At 61.6% G+C, this 23505-nt stretch carries 20 protein-coding genes; 3 read left to right on the top strand and 17 right to left on the bottom strand.

Annotated features, from left to right (window positions below):
- Positions 1-66 precede the first annotated feature (66 nt).
- On the bottom strand, positions 67-354 hold the full coding sequence (gene groES, locus WA070_RS19820; protein ID WP_422635632.1) for a co-chaperone GroES: 288 nt from the start codon (positions 352-354) through the stop codon (positions 67-69).
- 325 nt (positions 355-679) lie between these two features.
- Between groES and yghU the strand changes: the two genes are divergently transcribed.
- Complete coding sequence (yghU, locus tag WA070_RS19815; protein WP_422635631.1) at positions 680-1555, top strand: glutathione-dependent disulfide-bond oxidoreductase; 876 nt, start codon at positions 680-682, stop codon at positions 1553-1555.
- Positions 1556-1614: 59 nt separating this feature from the next.
- On the opposite strand, the gene ligA is transcribed toward yghU, so the two are convergent.
- The 7 genes from ligA to truB form a co-directional block, all read right to left on the bottom strand.
- Positions 1615-3750: an NAD-dependent DNA ligase LigA gene (ligA, locus tag WA070_RS19810; RefSeq protein WP_422635630.1), complete on the bottom strand. Its 2136-nt coding sequence runs from the start codon at positions 3748-3750 to the stop codon at positions 1615-1617.
- A 99-nt stretch (positions 3751-3849) separates the two neighbouring features.
- Positions 3850-5514: a DNA repair protein RecN gene (gene recN / locus WA070_RS19805; RefSeq protein WP_422635629.1), complete on the bottom strand. Its 1665-nt coding sequence runs from the start codon at positions 5512-5514 to the stop codon at positions 3850-3852.
- 52 nt (positions 5515-5566) lie between these two features.
- The gene (locus WA070_RS19800) at positions 5567-6352 is read right to left on the bottom strand and encodes an outer membrane protein assembly factor BamD (protein ID WP_422635628.1); all 786 of its coding nucleotides are present in this window, start codon (positions 6350-6352) and stop codon (positions 5567-5569) included.
- 56 nt (positions 6353-6408) lie between these two features.
- The gene (locus WA070_RS19795; RefSeq protein WP_422635627.1) at positions 6409-7428 is read right to left on the bottom strand and encodes a sensor histidine kinase; all 1020 of its coding nucleotides are present in this window, start codon (positions 7426-7428) and stop codon (positions 6409-6411) included.
- 140 nt (positions 7429-7568) lie between these two features.
- The gene (pnp, locus tag WA070_RS19790; RefSeq protein WP_422635626.1) at positions 7569-9908 is read right to left on the bottom strand and encodes a polyribonucleotide nucleotidyltransferase; all 2340 of its coding nucleotides are present in this window, start codon (positions 9906-9908) and stop codon (positions 7569-7571) included.
- Positions 9909-10213: 305 nt separating this feature from the next.
- Positions 10214-10483, bottom strand: coding sequence for a 30S ribosomal protein S15 (gene rpsO, locus WA070_RS19785; protein ID WP_188064922.1), 270 nt, complete (start codon positions 10481-10483; stop codon positions 10214-10216).
- Positions 10484-11554 carry a tRNA pseudouridine(55) synthase TruB gene (gene truB, locus WA070_RS19780; protein ID WP_422635625.1) on the bottom strand — a complete coding sequence of 357 codons (1071 nt, stop codon included), beginning with the start codon at positions 11552-11554 and terminating at the stop codon, positions 10484-10486.
- A gap of 94 nt (positions 11555-11648) precedes the next feature.
- On the opposite strand from truB, the gene WA070_RS19775 reads away from it, so the two are divergent.
- Complete coding sequence (locus WA070_RS19775) at positions 11649-12344, top strand: HAD family hydrolase (RefSeq protein ID WP_422635624.1); 696 nt, start codon at positions 11649-11651, stop codon at positions 12342-12344.
- Here WA070_RS19775 and WA070_RS19770 read toward each other — a convergent pair.
- The 8 genes from WA070_RS19770 to rimP form a co-directional block, all read right to left on the bottom strand.
- The gene (locus WA070_RS19770; RefSeq protein WP_422635623.1) at positions 12341-12925 is read right to left on the bottom strand and encodes a thymidine kinase; all 585 of its coding nucleotides are present in this window, start codon (positions 12923-12925) and stop codon (positions 12341-12343) included. The two genes, WA070_RS19775 and WA070_RS19770, sit on opposite strands and share 4 nt — an antisense overlap.
- 11 nt (positions 12926-12936) lie before the next feature.
- The gene (locus tag WA070_RS19765) at positions 12937-13836 is read right to left on the bottom strand and encodes an alpha/beta hydrolase family protein (protein WP_422635661.1); all 900 of its coding nucleotides are present in this window, start codon (positions 13834-13836) and stop codon (positions 12937-12939) included.
- A gap of 226 nt (positions 13837-14062) precedes the next feature.
- Positions 14063-14464, bottom strand: coding sequence for a 30S ribosome-binding factor RbfA (rbfA, locus tag WA070_RS19760; protein WP_422635622.1), 402 nt, complete (start codon positions 14462-14464; stop codon positions 14063-14065).
- Between the two features lie 47 nt (positions 14465-14511).
- The gene (gene infB / locus WA070_RS19755) at positions 14512-17112 is read right to left on the bottom strand and encodes a translation initiation factor IF-2 (RefSeq protein WP_422635621.1); all 2601 of its coding nucleotides are present in this window, start codon (positions 17110-17112) and stop codon (positions 14512-14514) included.
- Positions 17113-17122: 10 nt separating this feature from the next.
- Positions 17123-17836 carry a DUF448 domain-containing protein gene (locus WA070_RS19750; protein ID WP_422635620.1) on the bottom strand — a complete coding sequence of 238 codons (714 nt, stop codon included), beginning with the start codon at positions 17834-17836 and terminating at the stop codon, positions 17123-17125.
- A 63-nt stretch (positions 17837-17899) separates the two neighbouring features.
- Complete coding sequence (locus WA070_RS19745; RefSeq protein ID WP_422635619.1) at positions 17900-18148, bottom strand: tautomerase family protein; 249 nt, start codon at positions 18146-18148, stop codon at positions 17900-17902.
- Positions 18149-18154: 6 nt separating this feature from the next.
- Positions 18155-19726 carry a transcription termination factor NusA gene (gene nusA / locus WA070_RS19740; protein ID WP_422635618.1) on the bottom strand — a complete coding sequence of 524 codons (1572 nt, stop codon included), beginning with the start codon at positions 19724-19726 and terminating at the stop codon, positions 18155-18157.
- Between the two features lie 11 nt (positions 19727-19737).
- On the bottom strand, positions 19738-20262 hold the full coding sequence (rimP, locus tag WA070_RS19735; protein WP_422635617.1) for a ribosome maturation protein RimP: 525 nt from the start codon (positions 20260-20262) through the stop codon (positions 19738-19740).
- Between the two features lie 194 nt (positions 20263-20456).
- On the opposite strand from rimP, the gene WA070_RS19730 reads away from it, so the two are divergent.
- Positions 20457-21590 carry a PQQ-dependent sugar dehydrogenase gene (locus tag WA070_RS19730; protein ID WP_422635616.1) on the top strand — a complete coding sequence of 378 codons (1134 nt, stop codon included), beginning with the start codon at positions 20457-20459 and terminating at the stop codon, positions 21588-21590.
- Positions 21591-21803: 213 nt separating this feature from the next.
- Here WA070_RS19730 and WA070_RS19725 read toward each other — a convergent pair whose 3' ends face one another.
- A complete protein-coding gene (locus tag WA070_RS19725; RefSeq protein ID WP_422635615.1) occupies positions 21804-23438 on the bottom strand; it encodes a CTP synthase in 1635 nt (544 codons plus the stop codon).
- Positions 23439-23505 lie beyond the last annotated feature (67 nt).

Genomic DNA, 23505 nt, shown 5'->3' with positions numbered 1-23505 from the left:
CTATCTAAAATTGGAAAATTGCGAAGTTCACACCGTCACTGAGCAGAAATCATCGGCTGAATAAATTCAGGCGATGACGCCCAGAATGTCCGATTCCTTCATGATCAGCAGCTCTTCACCATCGACCTTGACTTCTGTGCCGGACCATTTGCCGAACAGGATGCGATCGCCGGTCTTGACGTCGAGCGGCGTAACCTTGCCATCTTCAGCCTTGGTGCCGGTGCCGACGGAGACGATTTCGCCTTCCTGTGGCTTTTCCTTGGCGGTGTCGGGGATGATGATCCCGCCGGCTGTCTTCGCTTCCGCTTCAATGCGGCGAACGAGGACACGGTCGTGCAACGGACGAAATGCCATGTTGATTGCCTTTCCCTTACGCTTGGGAGGGAGTGCCGCATCGAGCCGGAGGGGTTTGCCCTCCACAAACGCCCGATCCGTTCACCCTGCTCCCGTGAACCTGTGTTTGTTAGCACTCCTTGTTGGAGAGTGCTAGCGCGCCTTCATATGGTCGAGATCGAATTGTGGTCAAGGGCGTCATGCAGAAAAATTGCCGCCGGTCGAACATAATGGGACAGACGGGTGAAGGGCAGCGCCCGGCTGCTGCTAACACAGGCTTGTTACGCTTCCGTGCCATGCCCATCTCTCGCCCGAACCCTGCTTCTTCATCATGAGGATTTCAATCATGACTGACACGCCAGCCTATGCTCCGCCCCGCGTCTGGACCTGGGAAAAGGGCAATGGCGGACAGTTCGCCAACATCAACCGGCCGACCGCCGGGCCAACCCATGACAAGGACCTGCCGATCGGTAAACATCTGCTCCAGCTCTATTCGCTCGCTACGCCCAACGGGCAGAAGGTCACGATCCTGCTGGAAGAATTGCTGGAAGCAGGCGTCAGCCAGGCCAGCTATGACGCATGGCTGATCAAAATCGGCGATGGCGATCAGTTTTCCAGCGGCTTCGTCGCCGTCAATCCCAACAGCAAAATCCCCGCACTGATGGACCATAGCGTGTCCCCGCCGCAGCGCGTGTTCGAATCTGGCGCAATCCTGCATTATTTGGCGGAAAAGTTCGGCGCATTCCTGCCAACCGACGCGGCCAAGCGCACGGCGGCGCTGAGTTGGCTATTCTGGCAAATGGGCAGCGCACCGCTGCTGGGTGGTGGCTTTGGCCATTTCTACGCCTACGCCCCGGAAAAATTCGAATATCCGATCAACCGCTACGCCATGGAAGTGAAGCGGCAGCTCGATGTGCTCGACCGGCATCTGGCGACCAATGAATTTATGGCGGGTGATGAATATTCGATCGCCGACATCGCAATCTGGCCCTGGTACGGCGGACTGGTATTAGGCCGCGCCTATGACGCGGCGGAGTTTCTCGATGCGGCCAGCTACACCAACGTCCTGCGCTGGGCCAAACAGATCGATGCGCGCCCCGCCGCGAGGCGCGGACGTATGGTCAACAAGGTGAACGGTCCATTGGAGGAGCAACTGCACGAACGCCACGACTCCGGCGATTTCGCGACGAAGACCCAGGACAAGGTCGAAGGAGTGGCCTGACCATTCACCTCTCCTGCAAAGGGCCGCTCGCGAAATGAGCGGCCCTTTGCAGGAGGAATTTATCCCGCCGCCCGCACGATCGCCGCCCAATCCTCTTCGCTGATGACCTCTATCCCCAACGCCGCAGCCTGCTTCAGCTTCGACCCCGCGCCTGGACCGGCGACGACCAGATCAGTCTTCGCACTGACCGATCCTGCCGCCTTCGCGCCCAGCCGTTCGGCCTGCGCCTTGGCCTCGTCGCGGCTCATGGTTTCCAGCTTGCCGGTAAAGACGACGGTCTTTCCGGTGACGGCGCTGGCGGTGGTTTCCACGACATAGGGGGGCGGGGATACTTGCGACAATAGATCGTCCCACGCCGTGACATTATGGGGTTCATGGAAGAAATCGGCGAGCGCGTGGCCGACGGCGGACCCGACATTTTCCACGCCGATATGTTCGGCAATTGCCTTATCCATCCGATTGCAGGCCTTGCTCTCCTCTTCACCCTCCTGGGTCACGGCTGCGTCGCGCAGCGCGATGATCTCCAGCGCCAGCGCGCGCACCCCCTTCAGCGTCGTATAGCGTTTGAGCAGGTCCCGTGCAGTCACCGCGCCGACATGACGAATGCCCAGGCCAAAGAGCAGGCGTGCGGCGTCAGGTTCCCGTTTCGCCTCGATCGCGGCGAACAGATTATCGACCGACTTTTCCTTCCACCCCTCCCGCTCCAACAGTTCGGTGCGATGGCGCTTGAGGCGGAAGATGTCGGCAGGTTCGGTAATCCAGCCCAAATCGATAAATTCCTGGATCGACTTTTCGCCCAGACCTTCGATATCCAGCGCGACCCGGCTGACGAAGTGGCGCAACCGTTCGAACCGCTGCGCCGGACAGATCAACCCGCCGGTGCAGCGATATTCGACTTCGCCTTCCTCCCGGACCGCTTCGCTGTGACAGATCGGGCATTGCGCCAGAAAGACGTAGGGTTTGCGATCCTCATCCCGCGTCAGATTGTCCACCACCTGCGGGATCACATCGCCCGCCCGCTGCACGACCACGCGGTCGCCGGGCCGCACGCCTAGCCGCGCGATCTCGTCGGCATTGTGCAGCGTGACGTTGGACACGACCACGCCGCCAACGGTGACAGGTGTCAGGCGACCAACGGGGGTCAGCTTGCCGGTGCGTCCGACCTGAATGTCGATCGCCTCCAGCGTGGTTTGCGCACGTTCGGCGGGGAATTTATGCGCGATGGCCCAACGCGGCGCCTTTGCCACGAAGCCCAGCCGCTGCTGCCAGCCCAGCCGATCAACCTTATACACCACGCCGTCGATATCGAACGGGAGATCGGCGCGCGCCGTTTCAATCCCGCGATAATGAGCGATCAGGGCGTCCAAGCTGTCGACGCAAGCCAGGATGTCCGACACTGGCAGCCCCCATGCAGCAATCGCCTGCATCACGCCCAGTTGGGTGTCGGCGGGCAGCGCGGAATGCGCGCCCCAGCCATGGGCCAGAAATCGCAACGGACGGCTGGCTGTCACGCTCGCATCCTTCTGCCGCAGCGATCCGGCGGCGGCGTTGCGCGGATTGGCGAACTGGCGCGCCTTGTCCGGCTCGTCCGCTTCGGCCAGCAGTCGGGCATTGAGGGCGGAGAAATCCGCCTTGGCCATATAGACTTCGCCCCGCACCTCGAACAGGTCGGGGATGTTCGCGCCCTTCAAACGCTGCGGGATATCGCTGATGGTGCGGACGTTGGCGGTCACATCTTCGCCCGTCGCCCCGTCCCCGCGCGTCGCGGCCAGCACCAGTTCGCCCTTTTCATAGCGGAGCGAACAGGACAGGCCGTCGATCTTGGGTTCGGCGGTCATCGCCACGGGCGCATCGACGGGCAGTGCCAGGAAGCGGCGCACGCGCGCAATAAATTCGGCAATGTCCGCATCGGCAAAGCCATTGTCCAGGCTCATCATGCGGACGGCGTGAGGGATTTTCTTCAGGGCCGACGTCGGCGCGGCCCCGACCTGGGCATTGGGCGAATCGGCGCGGGCCAGATGCGGAAAGGCTGCTTCCAGCGCGTTGTTTTCCGCGATTAGCGCATCGTAGGCCGCGTCGCTGATCTGCGGCGCATCCTCGTCATGGTAAAGGCGATTATGCTTGGCCACTTCCCGCGCCAGACGCATCAGGCGGTTGGCGGCTTCAGCGTCGGACAGGGGGGCAGGGTCGGTCATTGGGATGCTTTAGCGACAGTAGCATGGCTGGGAAAGCGCCTGCGACATGTGCGGCGTGTTCCCACGAAAGCGGGAACACGGATGGCGACATCACTGGTGTTAAACCGTCTCCAGCAATCGCTCCGCCTGCGCGCGCGCTTCCGCCGTGATTTCCGCGCCGGACAGCATCCGCGCGATTTCCTCGCGCCGCTCTGCCACATCCAGAGCATGCACGCCTGTGCGCGTGACCGTGCCGTCGCTCGACTTGGCTATCAGCAGATGGCCAGCACCGCGCGCCGCGACCTGCGGGCTGTGGGTGACGACGAGGATTTGATTCGCCTGTGCCAGCCGGGCAAGCCGATCCCCGATGGCAGACGCCACCGCGCCGCCCACGCCACGGTCGATCTCATCAAAAATGAGCGTATCCGCCCCGCCCTGCTCCGCCAACGCGACCTTCAGCGCCAGGATAAAGCGCGACAATTCGCCGCCTGATGCAATCTTGGTCAGAGGGGCAAAGGGAGCGCCGGTGTTGGTCGAGATTTCAAACTCCACCCGATCCATGCCCTGCCCCGTCCACTGCCCCTCATCCAGCGGCGCGACAACAGTGCGGAACCGCGCGGCATCCAGCTTTAATGGCGCGAGTTCAGCGGCCACCGCCGCATCCAGACGCCCGGCCGCCGCCGTGCGCGCGTTCGACAAGGCCTGCGCGGCCGCACGATAATGTGCCGCTTCCTGCGCGACCTTGCTCTGCAGCGCGGCGATATGCTCTTCACCGCCCTCGATCGCGGCGAGCCGATCAGCCATTTCGTCGCGCAGTGCAGCCAGATCGTCCGGCTGCACCTGATGCTTGCGTGCCAACCCGCGCAGGTCGAATAGCCGGGTCTCCATATTGTCCAAACGCGCCGGATCGAAACTGAGCGCATCGCCAGCCTCCGCCAGACGGTCCTCTGCCTCCCCCGCTTCCACTACGGCCCGGTCCAGTGCTTCCAGCACGGCAGTCAGTAGCGGCTCTTCGCTCGCTATGCGGTCCAGCCTTCGCGCCGCCTGTCGCAACTGCGCCAGCCCGCCATTCGATCCGGTCAGGCAATCGCTCACCGCCGTCAGGTCGTCGGCCAGCCGCGCGCCCTTCTGCATCGTGGCGCGCTCCTGTGCCAGCGTCGCCTCCTCTCCCGGTTCGGGCGCGAATGATGTCAGTTCCTCAACCGCGTGCGCCAGATAGTCGCGATCGCGCGCCGCGCTATCGACGCTCTCGCGCGCTTCGGCCAGCGTGGCCGCTGCCTTGCGCCATGCGCCATGCGCCGCCGCCACACCCCTGGACTCGCATCGGCCATAAGCGTCGAGCAACGCCCGATGCCCGCGCGCATTAAGCAACCCGCGATCGTCATGCTGGCCATGGATTTCCACCAGCGATCCGCCCAGTTCCCGCAGCAGCGCCGCCGAACAGGACTGGTCGTTGACGAATGCCCGGCTGCCGCCGTCCGCCTTCACCATACGCCGGATGATGAGCGGTTCGCCCGGTTCCAGTTCGATACCGTTGTCGATCAACAAGGCTGACGCACGATGGCCCGTCGATGGCGGATCGAAAGTCGCAGTGACGCTCGCCTGCGCCTCTCCATTGCGCACCAGTCCGCTGTCCGCGCGCGCGCCCAGCGCCAGTCCCAGCGAATCGAGCAGGATCGACTTTCCTGCCCCCGTCTCTCCGGTCAGCACGGAAAGCGCCGCGCCGAACTCCAGGTCCAGCGCCTCGATCAGGACGACATTGCGGATGGACAGCGAAGTCAGCATGACAGGCTTCTACCCCTCAATGTACATAAGGGGAACAAGTAAAGGGGTCGCGTTACGCTTTCGACCCATGTTGCTGCATCAGCTTGTAGGACCGCTCATACCATTTGGAGCCGGGATAGTTCGCACCCAACACGGCAGCGGCTTTGCGCGCTTCGTCGGGGATGCCCAGCGACAGGTAGGATTCGACCAGCCGCTCCAGCGCTTCAGGCGCGTGAGTCGTCGTTTGATATTTGTCGACCACCATGCGGAAACGCAGGGTCGCGGCCAGCCACTGGCCACGCCGCTGGTAGAAACGACCGACTTCCATTTCCTTGCCGGCCAGATGGTCGTTGACCAGATCGATCTTCAACCGCGCGTCGGCAGCGTAGCGCGTGTCGGGATAACGACGGATCAGTTCGCCTAGCGAATCCAGCGCCTGTTTCGTGATCTTCTGGTCGCGGGTGACGTCGGCAATCTGCTCATAATAGCAAAGCGCGATCAGATAATAAGCATAGGGCGCGTCTTTGTTGCCAGTGTGGATCGACAGGAAACGCTGCGACGCCGAAATCGATTCGGCATAGTCGGTGTTCATATAATAGCTGAATGCCGACATGAGCTGCGCCCGCCGCGCCCAGGGCGAATAGGGATGCTGACGCTCTACCTCGTCAAATAGCGCGGCGGCGAGCTTATACTGGCCGCGGTCCAGCCGCTCCTTGCCGCTGTTATACAGCGTCGATACGTCGCGGGCGACATATTGGGTGTCGGCCTTGTTCTTCGATGTCGCACACCCGCTCAGCAGCGCGGCGAGCAGAATCGGGGCGGTCACCGCGCCGATGCGCGTCATGGTTTTGGTCAGCATGGGCCGGGTCATAGCCGAGCGGATCGCCGCCGCCAAGCGGCAGAATAGCACGGCGATCAACAGGCCGTTCGTGCGGGCAGGTGAAGCGACGCAACGGCCCCCTGTTCCGCGCCCGGCGAAAGCGAAAAACTGCCCCCCAATTGCCCCGCCAGCGCGCTGGCGATCCGCAGGCCCAGCGACCCGCTCTCGCCCAACCTGAACCCTGGGGCCAGCCCACAGCCATCGTCAATCACGCGCAGTATCAGCGCGCCGGCATCCTGTTTCAGCGTTACCGCAATCGTGCCTGCACAATCGGGCAGCCCATGTTCGATGGCATTGCTCACTGCCTCCGCCACCACCAGCGCCAGCGGCACCACGATGTCCGATTCGATCACGACGCCGTCTGGCGCGGACACCTTCACCGTGACGTCGGTGCGCCCGCTCGCTTCGACCACATCGTGGGTCAGGCTTTTGAGGAAGATCGCAATGTCCTGCCCCGCGCCCGATGGATCATAGAGCGCGCGGCTGATCCGGCCGACCAGCGCCACGCGCGACGATGCGTCGTCCAGCGCTCGACGCGCATCATCATGATCGACATGGCGACGCTGGAGCGCCAGCATTGCGGCGACGACCTGAAGATTGTTCGACACACGATGCTGCAATTCGCTGAAAAGCAGTGCGCGATTGTCGGCTAGCGTCCGGTTGCGTTCGCGCTCGACCGCCAGATGGAAATTGGCGCGCTGCATATAATGGATGAGCAATATGTCGATGCACACGACCATCATGTAGAAAATCATCGCGACCGCCACGGCCGGGTTCATCGCCAAACTGCCATAGGGCGGAATGAAACAATACCACGACAGCGCGCCACACAGAATCGCGGCGAATATGCCGGGCCTGATTCCGAACAGGAACGACGCCAGGATCACCGCCGGGAAGAAGGTAACGAACGGATAACCGGACGGCAGAAGCGGTTCGGCCCCATAGCGCAGCGCCAAAGCAGCGCCGCAAAATGCCGCTGTCAGGAGATAGCTATACCACGAGCGATGCAGCACGAGCGGCAGGCGTTCGACAAAGCGCTCGTTCCCTCGCTGCATGATACCCCCTGAAACTATAATCGATACACTAGCAGAACTTTCGCCCAGCGCCTTGATTCAAATCAGTGGATGGAAAGCGCGTAACAAAAAAGGGCGCTCGGATCACCGGACGCCCCTTTTTTAATTGCTGGCGAGGACGATCAGTCCTGCGTCAGGAAGTCAGGCAGACCACCGGGTGCCGGGCCGTCGTCATTGCCGCCTTCGCTGCGTTCACGACGAGGACCACGGTCTCCGCCATCGCGGCGCGGACCACGACTGCGGTCGCCACCCTCGCGACGCGGGCCACGGCCTTCGCCGCCGCCACCATCACGGCGTGGACCACGATCGCCACGGTCGCTACGCGGTTCGCGTGCTTCACGGGCAGGACGGGTGTCCTCCAGTTCTTCGCCGGTTTCCTGATCGACGACGCGCATCGACAGGCGAACCTTGCCGCGCGGATCGATTTCCAGAACCTTGACCTTCACGTCCTGGCCTTCCGACACGACGTCGGTGGGCTTTTCCACGCGCTCATTCTTCATTTCGGACACGTGGACGAGGCCGTCCTTGCCACCCATGAAGTTCACGAAGGCACCGAAATCGACGATGTTGACGACCTTGCCGTCATAGACCTTACCGACTTCCGCTTCCTGCGTGATGCCCAAAATCCACTTGCGGGCCGCTTCGATCTGCGCCGGGTCGGACGAGCTGATCTTGATCAGACCTTCATCATCAATATCGACCTTCGCGCCGGTTTCGGCGACGATTTCACGAATGACCTTACCGCCGGTGCCGATGACTTCGCGAATTTTCGCCTTGTCTATCTGCAACGTTTCGATGCGCGGAGCATGAGCGGACAGTTCGCTGCGCGTGCTGTCCAGCGCCTTGGCCATTTCGCCAAGGATATGCGCGCGGCCTTCCTTCGCCTGGGTCAGGGCAGCTTCAAAGATTTCGCGCGTGATGCCCGCAATCTTGATGTCCATCTGCATCGTGGTGATGCCTTCGGACGTACCCGCGACCTTGAAGTCCATGTCGCCCAGATGATCTTCGTCACCCAATATGTCGGACAGGACGGCAAAGTCCTTGCCTTCCAGAATCAGGCCCATGGCGATGCCGGACACGGGGCGCTTCAACGGCACACCGGCGTCCATCATGGACAGCGAGCCGCCGCAGACGGTCGCCATCGATGAAGAACCGTTCGACTCGGTGATGTCCGACAGAACGCGGATCGTGTAGGGAAACTCGTCCTTGCTCGGCAGCACGGGGTGCAGCGCACGCCATGCGAGCTTGCCATGACCCACTTCACGACGACCCGGCGCGCCGAAACGACCGACTTCACCGACAGAATAGGGCGGGAAGTTATAATGCAGCATGAAGTTTTCATAATGCAGGCCGGTCAGGCCGTCGATCATCTGCTCAGCGTCCTTGGTGCCCAGCGTGGTGGTGCAGATGGACTGCGTTTCGCCACGCGTGAACAGCGCCGAACCATGGGTGCGGGGCAGGAAGCCGACCATCGCTTCGATCGGGCGGATCTGCGTGGTGGTGCGGCCGTCGATGCGCTTGCCGTCCTTAAGGATGGCGCCGCGCACGATTTCCGCTTCCAGCTTCTTGGTCAGCTTGATGCCGGCCATCACGGTCTGTGCGTCGAGGCCATCAGCGGTAAACTTAGCCTTCGCCTTGGCGCGGGCTTCGTTCAGTGCATTGGAACGGGCCGACTTGTCAGTCAGCTTGTAGGCGGCGGCAATATCCTTGCCGATCAGCTTCTTCAGCTTCGCCTTCAGGTCGCCCAGATCATCGCTCTTGGCCATGTCCCAAGGATCCTTGGCGGCTTTTTCTGCCAACTGGATGATCGCTCCGATGATCTTCTTGCTCGCGTCATGCGCGAACAGGACGGCGCCCAGCATGACCTCCTCCGACAGCTCCTTGGCTTCGGATTCGACCATCATAACTGCGTCGTAAGTTGCCGCGACGACCAGATCGAGTTCGCCGGTCTTCACTTCGTCCAGCGACGGGTTGAGCTGATATTCGCCATCCTTGTAGCCGACGCGCGCGGCGCCAACCGGACCCATGAAAGGCACGCCCGACAGCGTCAGCGCAGCCGACGCGGCGATCATCGCCACCATGTCAGGCTCGCTTTCGCCATCAAACGACAGCACCTGAGCGATGACGTTGATTTCGTTGTAGAAGCCTTCGGGGAACAGCGGACGGAGCGGACGGTCGATCAGGCGGGAAACCAGTGTTTCCTTTTCCGTCGCGCCGCGCTCACGCTTGAAAAAGCCACCGGGGATACGGCCAGCGGCAGAATATTTTTCCTGATAGTGAACGGTCAGCGGGAAAAAGTCCTGGCCTTCCTTCACCGACTTGGCGGCGGTCACGGCGCACAGCACCACGGTTTCGCCATAGGTGGCCAGCACGGCAGCATCAGCCTGACGCGCAATACGACCGGTTTCGAGGGTCAGCGTCTTGCCGGCCAGTTCTATCGAAACTTTTTTAACATCGAACATAAAGTTTTTTCCTTCGCCCGCATCGGCCCTATTGCCGGGCGGGGCCTTTGGTGGGTCGCATGACCCATGATTGGAGAGCGGTTCACTCTCCTCCGTTCGCCCTGAGCAAACGGCGTGGGGGAGTACCCCCCAAATGTCTGCCACCCCACCGAATTGTGGAGCAGCCAGATAACTGTTCCCCGATGAAGACCGGGGTCCAGTTTCATGGTTTGAACCGGCGCGATGCGCCCGTTCCGCTAGAACCCGACTTTCGTCGGGATAACCCAATACGTAATCGGCCCGCCGAAGCGGGCCGAACGATTGGCTTACTTACGCAGGCCCAGCTTGCCGATCAGGTCGACATAGCGTGCCTGATCCTTCTTCTTGAGATAGTCCAGCAGCGAACGACGCTTGTTGACCATCATCAGCAGACCACGACGGCTGTGATTATCCTTGTGGTGACCCTTGAAATGCTCGGTCAGGTTGACAATCCGTTCGGTCAGGATCGAAACTTGGACTTCCGGCGAACCGGTGTCACCCTCAGCGCGGGCATATTCCTTGATCAGCGCTTCCTTGCGCTCGGCAGTAATCGTCATCTAGTCGTCTTCCTTCGACATCAGGTTAAAACCGCGCACTACCCGGATTTCTCCGTCCTGAACTTCGACCAGCGCGACAGGCATTTGCCCGTCGATCGCCAGATGCAGGCCAGCGGCAGCAGCGATCCCGGTCAGCACTTTCCCCTGTCGGAGCATCAGTGCCTGATCGGGTGAGACGGGGAGAGCCGGGATGTCGTCCAGCCCCGCCGTCAACGGGAGCATCAACTCGCCGATGCCGCGCTCGTTAGCAGCATCGCGCAATTTGTCCAGCGAAATCGCGGTTTGCAGCGTGAACGGCCCCGCCTTCACTCGCCGCAACATGGTGACATGGCCCACCGTTCCCAGCGCCATCGCGATGTCGCGAGCGAGGGAGCGGATGTAGGTGCCTTTCGAGACGTGAGCAGTAAGGGTGACGGCATCCAAATCCTCCCCTGCAAGGAGAGGTGGCAGGGCGCAACCCTGACGGAGGGGTGTCCCGCTCTCGATAGGGTCGATCAGGTCGGTCATGCCCCCGGCATGACCTTCAACTGCCGGGGGCAGTTGAACCTGGTCGAACCCCTCCACCGGCTCCGCCGGTCCCCCTCCCCTTGCAGGGGAGGATTTCAGGGTAAGGCTATGAACCGTCACGTCGCGCATCTTCATCGCCACCTCCTCCCCCCCCTTGCGGGCAAGGTCATAGGCGCGCTGCCCGTCGATCAGGATCGCGCTATAGGCAGGCGGTGACTGCTCGATCGGGCCGACAAAGCGCGACAACACGGCCTCTACCTGCGCCAGCGTCGGACGCACGTCGCTCGTCGCGATCACCTTTCCTTCGAGGTCCAGCGTATCTGTCTGCGCACCGAATGCCACAGTGAAGTCGTAAATCTTGTCGCTGTCGAGCATCCGCCCGGCCAGCTTCGTAGCCTCCCCCACCGCGATCGGCAGGACACCGGTCGCCAGCGGATCAAGCGTGCCGCCATGGCCGACCTTGCACTTGCCAGCGCCGCTGTCGCGCAGCGCGCGCTTGACCGCAGCGACCGCCTGGGTCGAGCCAAGGCCATGGGGTTTGTCGAGGATGATCCAGCCGTGCATGGCGGCGGGCCTTAGCCCTCTCGCCCCGCGCTGTCAGCCCTTATCCGCACATGGGCTATTTCGCCACGACCCACGCCGCGTTACATGGCCTTACATGACGATCAAACTCATCTGCCTCGACGCTGACGATACGCTTTGGCACAACATGCGCCATTTCAACGCCACAGAGAATGCGCTGCTCGATATGCTGCGCCCATTTGCGCAGGAGGATGTGACGCGCGAGCGGTTGATCGCCTGCGAAACGCGCAACCTGCCGCTCTATGGCTATGGCGCGAAAGGGTTCACGCTGTCGATGATCGAAACAGCTGTGGAGCTCGCTGGCGATTCCCTGCCGACAGCGACCATCCGGGACATATTGGCGGCAGGTCGGGCGCTGCTAGGCCATCCAGTCGAGCTATTCGATGGAGTGGAGAATACGCTCCGCACACTGGCGGACATTGCGCCGCTCGTGCTGGTGACCAAGGGCGACCTGCTGCATCAGGAAAGCAAACTGGCGGCATCAGGCTTGGGTGACCTGTTTTCGGGCATCCAGATCGTCAGCGACAAGAACCCCGATATATTTCGCGCCCTCTTCGCGCGATTTGAAGTTGCTCCGCAAAACGCGGTGATGGCGGGCGATTCCATGCGATCGGATATTCTGCCCGCGCTGGCGGCCGGTGCCTGGGCCGCCTTCATTCCGCAGGATGGCGCATGGTCGCATGAAAGCGCGAACGCGCCGTCCGACCATCAGCGCTTCACCCAATTGGCAGCGCTGGCGGACCTGCCGACATGGATCAAAACTATCGCCTAAGTTGCCATGCCCATCTGCTCAGCGAAATGGCGGCGGCACAGGGCGACATAGCGGTCATTGCCGCCAATCTCCGTTTGTACGCCTTGCCTGATCGCTCGTCCCTGTGCATCGACGCGCAGGTTCATCGTCGCCTTGCGCCCGCAATCGCACACGGTCTTGATCTCGCTGAGCGTATCAGCCAGCCCCAGAAGATGCGCGCTACCCTCAAACAATTCGCCCTGAAAATCGGTGCGCAGTCCGTAGCATAGCACCGGCACGCCAATCCGATCGGCAACGCCCGCCAGTTGCCACACCTGACCCTTGGTCAAAAACTGCGCTTCGTCCACCAGCACGCAGGACAGGGGCGTGGCCGCATGCTGGCGCGCGACGGCGGCGAACAGATCGACCTGCGGATCGAACAGATGCGCCTCCGCCCCCAGCCCGATACGCGACACCACCCGGCCATGACCGTAGCGATCGTCGATCGCGGCGGTCCACAGCATCGTCGCCATGCCCCGTTCCTGATAATTGAAACTGGATTGCAGCAGCGTGGTCGATTTGCCCGCATTCATCGAGCTATAATAAAAATAGAGCTTGGCCATCTCCCGACCTCTTACCGGATGCTCGGCGCAACGCCGGACAGGAAGCGCACCAGCGCATCAGCCAACGCGATCCGCTTGTCGGAAAAGCTGTGATCGGTGGGCCAGACCATCAACCGCGCCGACGGATTGGCTGCCTGCGCATCGGCAGCGACCTTGCGCGCCTGCGCCCCGATGCCCTTTTCCGCGCCCAATATCGTCAGTGGTCGGCGACCATATCCTGCAAGCTGGCGGCCAAGATCGAACTTTTCGCTATTGCCCCTGATCTCCGCCGTCAGGCTATCGTAAGTCGCGCCCGATAGCGGCGGCAGGTCGCCCGCCACTTCCGCCTTCCAGTCGGCTTCCCCTGCCGGAGTCGCAAGAATCGCTGCAGTTTGCGAGGGATCCCATGGGTCGATCAGGAACAGGCCAGCGACGCGCGGTTCCGCAGCGGCCGCATCCGCCGCCATAAAGCCACCCATACTATGCCCGGCCACCACGATCGCGCTGGTATCGATGCGATATTTGGCCACCGTTGCGGGCGCTTGGAGAAATTGCAGCGCAGTAAAGGCATCCTGCGACGCATGTTCGAAGGAAAAACTGCCCGGACTGCCCCAAGAACCAAGATAATGCAGGGTCAGAACATGCCACCCAGCCCGCCGCGCGGCCTGCGCCAGGTCCAGATTCTGCTCGTTACCGGGGAAACCGTGGAGCAGCAGTAGAGCAGGATGTAGCCCTGCCCCCGCCGCCCGATACAGAACCGCATTCATCGCGCCACCTTCGGCCGGAATCACAAAAGCGTCCATCCCGGCAGGATAGGTCGCATCCGGTGCCGGATCGCTGATGACGGCGGGATGTATGGCGGGTTCCCGAGCGAAGGCTGGCGATAGACTGGCCAGAACTGCAGACGCACCCAACAGCCATATTTTCCGCATCATGCCACCCCCTTTTACACACACGGCCAAGAACGCCGTCAGTCCGCTGAACCCGTGCCCAACATGAAGGGAATAACAGCGTAAAAGCGGAGCATGGCGGATAAAAGAGCTTCCGCCAAGGACACTCGTTTTGACCGGGGCGGCCGGTCGAAGGCCAAGGCAATGCTCCGCCGATCAAGAGCGCCTGATGAAGTGAGCGTGATGACGCATCACCGTCATGCGGCAATTAATCTTCGCCTTGTTCATCCTTGATGAGATCCTGCGCAACCTTGGGCGCGCGCAGCAGCTTGTCGATGTGACTGCCTTCGTCGAAACTATCGTCGGCCAGGAATTTCAGCTTCGCAGCATATTTCATGCTAACCCGACCGGCGACTTCGCGCTGCAAATAGGCGGTGTTGGTGCGTAGCGCCTTGAGCACCGCTTCCTCGTCCTTGCCCAACAGCGGCTTGATGAAGGCGGTGGCGTGACGCAGGTCGGGCGACATCCGCACTTCCGTCACGCTCACGACATGGCTGGCCAGCACATCGTCATGCACGTCTCCGCGCGCCAGGATTTCCGACAAGATATGGCGCACCTGTTCACCCACGCGCAGCAGGCGGACGGTCTGACCTTCAGTTCGACTGGACATATATCATCCCCATGGCCCCGGCCAATGCCGGAGCCATGTCTTTCCTATCACAGCGTGCGCTGACGCTCTTCGACCTCGAACAGTTCCAGCATATCGCCGGACTTGATGTCGTTGGTGTCGAGCAGGACCGCGCCGCACTCCATGCCGGCCCGCACTTCGGACACATCGTCCTTGAAGCGCCGCAGCGAGGCGATGTTGGTTTGCGAAACGATGACGTCCGAACGGGTAAGCCGTGCCGACAGCCCCTTGCGGATGATGCCTTCCTGCACCAGCAGGCCGGCCGCCTTGTCTTTCTTGCCCGCAGGGAACACCTGAAGCACTTCGGCCCGACCAACGATCGTTTCGATGCGTTCGGGCGCCAACTGGCCCGCCATTTCACCACGGACTTCTTCCAGAAGGTCGTAGATCACGTCATAATAGCGCAGCGAGATTTTCTCCCGTACCGCCAGCGGCCGTGCCTTGGCATTGGGCCGCACGTTGAAGCCGATCAGCGGCGCACGGCTGGCCGCAGCCAGCGTCACGTCGCTTTCAGTGATCGCACCCACGCCGGAGCTTAGTATCCGCACCTTGATCTCGTCGGTCGAAATGCGGTTGAGCGCACTCACGATCGCTTCGACGGACCCCTGCACGTCACCACGGATGACGACCGGATATTCGATCATCGTGGTATTGAGCGCCGAGAACAGATGTTCAAAGCTGGTCGGCGCGCTGGTGGTGCGTTTGCGGGTGATCTGTTCCTGGCGATAGGCTGCCACTTCGCGGGCACGAGCTTCATTTTCCACGACCGTCATCTGGTCGCCTGCCATAGGCACGCCCGACAGGCCCAGAACCTCGACAGGCGTCGAAGGACCGGCGGACTTGACCTGCACGCCCTTGTCATTGACCAGCGCACGGACCTTGCCGCTTTCCGCGCCGATGACGAAGGTGTCGCCGACCTTGAGCGTGCCCTTGCGGACCAGCACGGTGGCAACAGCGCCACGGCCCTTGTCCAGCTGCGCCTCGATCACATTACCTTCTGCAGCGCGATCGGGGTTTGCGGTCAATTCCATCAGTTCGGCCTGAAGCAGGATTTTCTCGATCAGTTCGTCGAGGCCAGTCTTCTTGAGCGCGGAAACCTCCACATCCTGAACGTCGCCGCCCATATCTTCGACGACGATTTCCTCGCTCAACAACCGTTCACGCACCTTTTGCGGATTGGCGCCGGGCTTGTCGCACTTGTTGATCGCCACGATCATCGGCACGCCCGCAGCCTTGGTGTGGTTGATCGCCTCGATCGTCTGCGGCATCAGACCATCGTCGGCCGCTACCACCAGGATGACGATGTCGGTCACGTTCGCACCGCGCGCACGCATTTCGGAAAAGGCTTCATGGCCCGGCGTGTCGAGGAAGGTGATGAGATCGCCACTCTTCGTCTTCACCTGATAGGCGCCGATATGCTGGGTAATGCCGCCGCTTTCGCCTGCGACCACATCGGTCCCGCGCAGCGCGTCGAGCAGCGAGGTCTTGCCGTGATCGACATGGCCCATGATCGTGACGACAGGCGGACGAGACTGGAGCGTTTCGACCGCATCGGCCTCACCCTCTATCCCGATTTCCACGTCGGATTCGGACACGCGCTGGATGCGATGGCCGAATTCCTCGACCAGCAGTTCTGCCGTATCCTGATCGATCGGCTGGTTCAGCGTGACCGCCTGACCCATCTTGAACAGCGATTTGACCAGGTCCGCGCCCTTTTCGGCCATACGATTGGCCAATTCCTGCACGGTAATAACTTCAGGCACCACAACATCGCGGACCTGCTTGTCACGCGCCTTGTTCGCACCACCGGCATAATGGGCACGGCGTTCCTTTTCACGGGCGCGCTTGAGCGCGGCCAGACTGCGCGCACGGGCGCTATCGTCATCGGCCAATGCCTTGGTGACGGTCAGCTTGCCAGACTGGCGACGATCGTCGGCGCCCTTCTTGTTCCGATCCGGCTTGGCCGGTTCAGGACGCTTGACCGGCGTAACCGGGGTGAAGCGGCGCGGCGGCGGCGACGCGGCGGTCGTGGCGGCGGCGGGCGCTTCGTCCTGCGCTGGCGTTTCCGCAGCCACTGGCGCTACGTCTTGAGCCGCGACGGCTTCGACCACGGGAGCGGCAGGCGCAGACGGTTCGACTACAGTCTCAGCGGGCGCATTCTGGGCAGCTTCCGCGGCCAGACGGCTTTCCTCGATCCGGCGCTTTTCGTTTTCGGTGGCGGCCAGACGTGCTGCATCTTCACGACGGCGCGCATCTTCCTGCGCGTTCATGCGGGCTTCTTCAGCCTCCCGCAGCAACTTGGCCTGCAATTCCTGACGCGACATCAGGCTTTGTGGTGGCGCCTGACGCACGGGGGCAGGCTGCGGCGCGCGCTGCTGTGGCGGCGGTGCAGCGGGACGGGGCGCGGCGGCAGCAGGCGCAGCGACGGGATCGGCCTGCGGCGCGACAGCGGGCGCACCAGCGGTGGCTTCACCCGGCTTGCCCAGAACGCGGCGACGCTTCACTTCGACCACGACCGTATTCTTGCGGCCATGGCTGAACTGCTGCTGCACCTGGCCTGATTCCACGGTCCGCTTGATGCCCAAAGGCTTGCGACCCAGAACCGGCTTGTCTTCCTTGCTGTCACTCATACGACTGAACTTAACCCTTCACTTCATCTTCGACCGGCGCTGAGTCCGGCATATCATTCCATACGGTCTGGTGCGCCAGCGCGTGGGCGGAGCCTTGCTCCCCATGCGCGGGCGCCTCGACGGCGCAACCCAGATAGTGTTCCAAGCGGCCCAGCGCTGCGCGCAGGCGTAAAGCCGCGCGCGAGTCGGTTACCGCAATATGGACGACATTGTCGCGCCCCATTGCCATAGATAGGGCGTCCCGGTCCACAGGCAAGACGACACCGGCAAGATCCGTGCCTTCAGCATCCTGTCCCACGCGCAGCGCCTGATCCAATTTGCGGTTGCCGTCGGCCGCCGCGTCTGCAGCGTGGAGCAGCAATTTGACCAGCCCCTTGCGACAGGCGGTATCGATCTTTTCAGATCCCGTCAGCAACATGCCTCCGCGCGCTTCCAGCCCCAGCCGACTGAGCATATCCTGCCGCAGCGCCATCTCGATCCGTTCGGGCAAGTCGGCGTCGATTTGCAACGCGCCATCCTTGAACGAACGCGCGATGGCACCTTTCAGCTTGCCCTTGGCCAGCGCGGTTTCCAGGTCCGTGCGCGTGACGCCTATCCATGCCCCACGACCCGGTGCCTTGGCACGGACGTCGGGCAACACCTGGCCTTCCGGCCCGATCGCCAGACGGATCAGCGTGTCGGGGTCGGCGCGATCGCCGGTTAATATGCATTTGCGTTCGGTCATGACTGCCCCTCCGCGAAAACGGATGGTCTGGCAACCCCGACGCTGTGATGGGCGGCTAAAGGCTCATTGGGGAGAGACCGCAGCATTGGCGTCCTCCCTTGATGAGAGGGCAGCCGCCGGGCTGGGCGCGCGATCGGCGATCAACTGACCGCCAGCCCCGTAATTTTCCAAGCTAAGTTCCGTGATATTGATCTGCACGGCAGCCGCAGGCTTCCCCAGCCGCTCTACGAGCGACTGGGTGATGTCGGCGACCAGCGCAGCTTTCTGCTCACGGGTCGCACTTCCAGCCAGACGGATATCAACGAAAGGCATCTGGTCTTATGCTTCCTCGCCTTCAAACCAGTGCGCCCGCGCAGCCATGATGATCTCATTGCCCTGCTCATCCGACAGACCATAGGCCGAAAGGATGCCGCCCTTGTCCTCGGTCGTTTCGCTTTTGCGACGACGCTGATCGACGCGCTTCTTCTGTACCAGTTCGTCGGTAGCCAGATCAGCCAGATCGTCCAGCGTCTTGATGCCTGCCTTGCCCAGCGTCACCAGCATGGCTTCGGTTAGATGCGGGATTTCGGCCAGCGCATCCTCGACACCCAATGCCTGACGCTCTTCGCGCGAAGCCGCCTCACGGCGATCCAGCGCTTCCAGCGCCCGGCTCTGCAATTCGCCGGCCAGATCATCGTCAAAGCCTTCGATCGAGGCCAGTTCGTCGATGCTGACATAGGCGACTTCTTCCAGCTCGCCAAAGCCTTCGGCCACCAGCAGCTGCGACAGCGTTTCGTCCACGTCCAGTTCGTTCTGGAACAGTTCGGAACGGCTGACGAATTCCTTCTGGCGCTTCTCGCTTGCGTCGGCTTCGGTCATGATGTCGATCGCCTTGCCGGTCAACTGACTAGCGAGACGGACATTCTGGCCACGGCGGCCGATGGCGAGCGACAGTTGATCGTCGGGGACGACCACTTCGATACGCTCTTCTTCCTCATCGATGACGACGCGGCTGACCTGTGCGGGCTGCAGCGCATTGACGACGAAGGTCGCGGTATCTTCCGACCAAGGGATGATATCGATCTTTTCGCCCTGCATTTCCTGCACGACAGCCTGCACGCGGCTGCCCTTCATACCCACGCATGCACCGACCGGATCGATGCTCGAATCGCGACTGATGACGCCGATCTTGGCGCGGCTGCCCGGATCGCGAGCGGCGGCCATGATGGTGATGACACCGTCGTAGATTTCGGGGACTTCCTGCGCGAACAGCTTCTTCATGAAGTCGGGATGCGCGCGAGACAGGAAAATCTGCGGTCCGCGATTTTCGCGGCGCACGTTCAAAACGACCGACCGGATGCGATCGCCGACGCGAACGACTTCGCGAGGTATCTGCTGATCGCGGCGCACGACGCCTTCGGCGCGGCCCAGGTTCACGACCACGTGGCCAAACTCGACCGACTTGACGACGCCGGTGATGATTTCACCCACGCGATCTTTAAATTCCTCGAACTGGCGCTCGCGCTCTGCGTCGCGGACCTTCTGGAATATGACCTGCTTGGCCGACTGCGCGTCGATACGGCCCAAGTCGATCGGGGGCAGCGGATCTACGATGAAGTCGCCGACGACAGCGTCCTTTTGCAGCTTCTGCGCGGCCTTGATATCGACCTGCTTGAAATAATCCTCGACCAGATCGACCACTTCAACGACGCGCCACAGACGCAGATCGCCGGTATCCGGGTCCAGCTTGGCGCGAATATCGTTTTCCGCGCCATAACGTGCGCGCGCAGCGCGCTGGATGGCGTCTTCCATCGCCTCGATGACGATCGCTTTGTCGATCATCTTTTCGGACGCCACCGAATTGGCGATGGCGATCAGTTCGGCCCTGTTGGCGGAAATGGCGTTGGCCATGGAAAGAACCCTTATCCTTCGTTTTCGATTTCGTCCGCGCCTTCGGAAGACAGCGGCATGGTAGCAGAAATTAATGCGTCGGTCAGCACCAGCTTGGCACCGTCTATCAAAGCGAAAGGAATGACGACCTCACCGGCCTTCGTATCCTTGAACAATATGTCTTCGCCCTCGACCCCGCCAAGCATGCCCTTGAAAGTCTTGCGACCCTCCACGGCCTCAGTCACGGTGATGCGCGCTTCAAACCCGCCCCATTCGACAAAGTCGTGCAGGCGGGTGAGCGGACGGTCGATGCCGGGCGAACTGACCTCCAGCCGATAGGCTTCCTCGATCGGATCGACCTCATCGAACAGATCGGACAGGCGACGCGACAGGGCGGCGCAATCCTCGATCACCAACTGCTTGGTTTCGGGGCGCTCGGCCATGATCTGAAGCGTGCGATCGTCGCCCGACCCGAACAGCTTCACGCGCACAAGGTCGAAGCCCAGAGCCTTCGCCTCAGGTTCGATCAAAGCTGTCAGTGCGGCGATGTCCGCCATGCAATCTCCGTACAATATATGCGCTTAACCGTGCCGCAAGCGATCCGCTTGCGGCCCTGACATGTTTGACGATGTAAGGAAGCAATGCTGATATAGGCAGGAAGCGGGAAAGCTGCAACATTATTCGTCCTGCTGTATTCTAACGGTTCGGGCTGCGCGACGTCGAAGCCCTTAGCCCGAATGGAGTAACCCCAATGCGCGCCTTTATTGCCACCCTGCCCCTGATCCTCATCGCCTGCTCAGCCGACAACGCCACGGGGCAAGACGCCGCGTCCGCATCTGCCAAGCCATTCAAAACGTCGATCGTCGGCGATTTCGATTCGCCCTGGGCCATGACTTTCCTGCCCGATGGCCGCGCGCTCGTGACGGAAAAGAAGGGCGAGATGATATTGTTCGATCCCAAGAACGGCACGAAAATTCCTGTCGCGGGCATCCCGGCGGTCGATAGCGCGGGTCAAGGTGCGCTGATGGATGTCGTGCCATCGCCGAATTTTGCGCAGGATAAGGCCGTCTATTTCAGCTTTTCGGAAAGTCGGGACGGCGGCAAGGGCGTCGCGTTGGCCAAGGGCCTGTTCGCGCAGGCCAGCGACGGCACTACGAAACTAGACAAGGTGCAGGTCATCTTCCGCGCCACCCCCTATATCGAGGGCAACGGCCATTATTCCGGCCGCATCGCTTTCTCTCCCGATGGGAAATATCTCTTTTTCACAAATGGCGAGCGGCAGAAATTCGATCCCGCGCAGGATCCCAAATCGACGCTGGGCAAGGTGCTGCGCCTGAACCTTGACGGCACACCCGCCGCGGGTAATCCGCTGGCGGCCAAGGGGTTCAACCCCGCCATCTGGTCCTATGGCCATCGCAACCTACTCGGCATCGCCTTCGACAAGGACGGACGCTTGTGGGAGCAGGAAATGGGGCCAAAGGGCGGCGACGAGGTGAACCTTATCAAACCGGGCCTCAACTATGGCTGGCCCAAGGCGTCGAACGGCAGCCATTATGACGGCCGCGACATCCCCGACCATAAATCAGGCGATGGCTTCGAAGCGCCCAAAGTCAGTTGGAACCCGGTGATCTCGCCCGGCGGGCTGATCTATTATTCGGGCGACCTGTTCCCCGCGTGGAAGGGATCGCTGTTCATAGGTGGCCTGTCGAGCCAGAGCCTCGTGCGCGTCAAGCTGGACGGGGACAAGGCGGCCAAAGCCGACCAGTGGGACATGGGCGCGCGCATCCGCGAAGTCGAGCAAGGACCAGACGGCGCGCTCTGGGTGCTGGAAGATGGCGGAGACGGATCGCAGGGCCGTTTGTTGAAACTGACACCTGCGGGGTAATTGCCTTGGCCGGTGGAGAATAGCGTATCATCAATACGTCACCCCGGACTTGATCCGGGGTCTCGCTTCTTCTGCGACTTTTGAAAAGAAAAGCGGGATCCCGAATCAAGTCCGGGATGACGCACCTGTGATCGTCACCCCCCGAAAGCTGCGGTCTCAGGAGAGAAGACGCGCACGTCAACGCCAAATCCCGGCTTCTCCCGCAACGGATGTCTAAACCAACCGACTCTGCTTCACCGCAGCTTCGATAAAACTGGCGAACAAAGGATGCGGGTCGAATGGCTTGGATTTCAGTTCGGGGTGGAACTGCACGCCCACGAACCAGGGATGGTCGGGCCGCTCCACAATCTCGGGCAGCATCCCGTCAGGCGACATGCCCGAAAAGATCAGGCCGCCCTTTTCCAGTGGCTCGCGATAGCCCGCATTGACCTCATAGCGATGACGATGCCGTTCGCTGATGTTGTCCGTACCGTAAATGCCCGCGACCACGCTATTGCCGGTCAGCTTGGCGGGATAAGCGCCCAGACGCATCGTGCCGCCTAGATCGGTGTCGGCAGTGCGTTTCTGCAACCCTTCCTTGCCCATCCATTCGGTGATGAGACCGACGACCGGCTCGCTGGTTTCGCCAAATTCTGTGGTCGAAGCCTGCGCGATGCCTGCCGTATTCCGCGCACCCTCAATGCAGGCCATCTGCATACCCAAACATATACCAAAGAATGGAACGCCACGTTCACGCGCAAAACGGACCGAACTGATCTTGCCCTCTGATCCGCGCACGCCAAAGCCGCCGGGGACCAGAATTCCATGCATGGGTTCCAGGCCGGTGGCGATGTCCGCCCCCTCTTCCTCGAACAGTTCAGCGTCGATCCACTTGATGTTGACCTTCACCCGGTTGGCGAACCCGCCATGGTGCAGCGCTTCGTGCAGCGATTTATAGGCGTCGAGCAGGCCGACATATTTGCCCACGACACCAATCGTGACTTCGCCTTCGGGGTTCTGCTGCCGGTCCATGATGTCGGTCCAGCGGTCGAGCGCGAATGGGGCTTCATCAGCGATGCCGAACGCGCGCAACACTTCGCGGTCCAGTCCCTCGGCATGATATTGTACCGGCACGGCGTAAATGCTGCTCGCGTCGAGCGCAGGGATGACCGCTTCGGGCCGCACGTTACAGAATAGCGCGATCTTGCGCCGTTCGCTGTCGGGCAGCGGATGTTCGCAGCGGCACAGCAATATGTCGGGCTGTATGCCCAGCGATGTCAATTCGCGCACACTATGCTGCGTGGGCTTGGTCTTCAATTCGCCCGCAGCCGCGATATAAGGGACCAACGTCACATGAACGAAGATCGATTGCCCGCGATCCAGGTCGTTATGCAACTGACGGATCGCCTCCATGAAAGGCAGCGATTCGATGTCGCCCACCGTCCCGCCGATTTCACACAAGACGAAATCCAGGTCTTCGATGTCGGCCAGCGCGAACGCCTTGATCTCGTCGGTGACGTGCGGGATGACCTGCACCGTGGCGCCCAGATAATCGCCGCGCCGTTCGCGCTGGATGATCGTCTGATAGACGCGGCCCTGCGTCACATTGTCGCTTTGCCGCGCCGAAACGCCGGTAAAGCGTTCATAATGACCAAGGTCCAGGTCGGTTTCCGCGCCGTCGTCGGTCACATAGACTTCGCCATGTTGATAGGGCGACATCGTGCCCGGATCAACGTTGAGGTAAGGATCGAATTTCCGAATGCGGACGCGATAGCCACGCGCTTGCAGCAGCGCTGCAAGGGATGCGGCCATGAGGCCTTTTCCAAGCGAGGAGACCACGCCGCCGGTGATGAATATATACCGCGCCATGGGAGTGAAGGGTTAGCCTTTCGGAACAGCAAAGGGCAAGCGCGCGAATCCACGCACGCTTAAAAAA

Origin of the sequence: Sphingobium sp. (assembly GCF_049304695.1) — a bacterium.
GTDB lineage: Bacteria > Pseudomonadota > Alphaproteobacteria > Sphingomonadales > Sphingomonadaceae > Sphingobium.
Note: the sequence above shows the minus strand (reverse complement) of the source record. Positions and strands in the feature narration are given on the sequence as shown.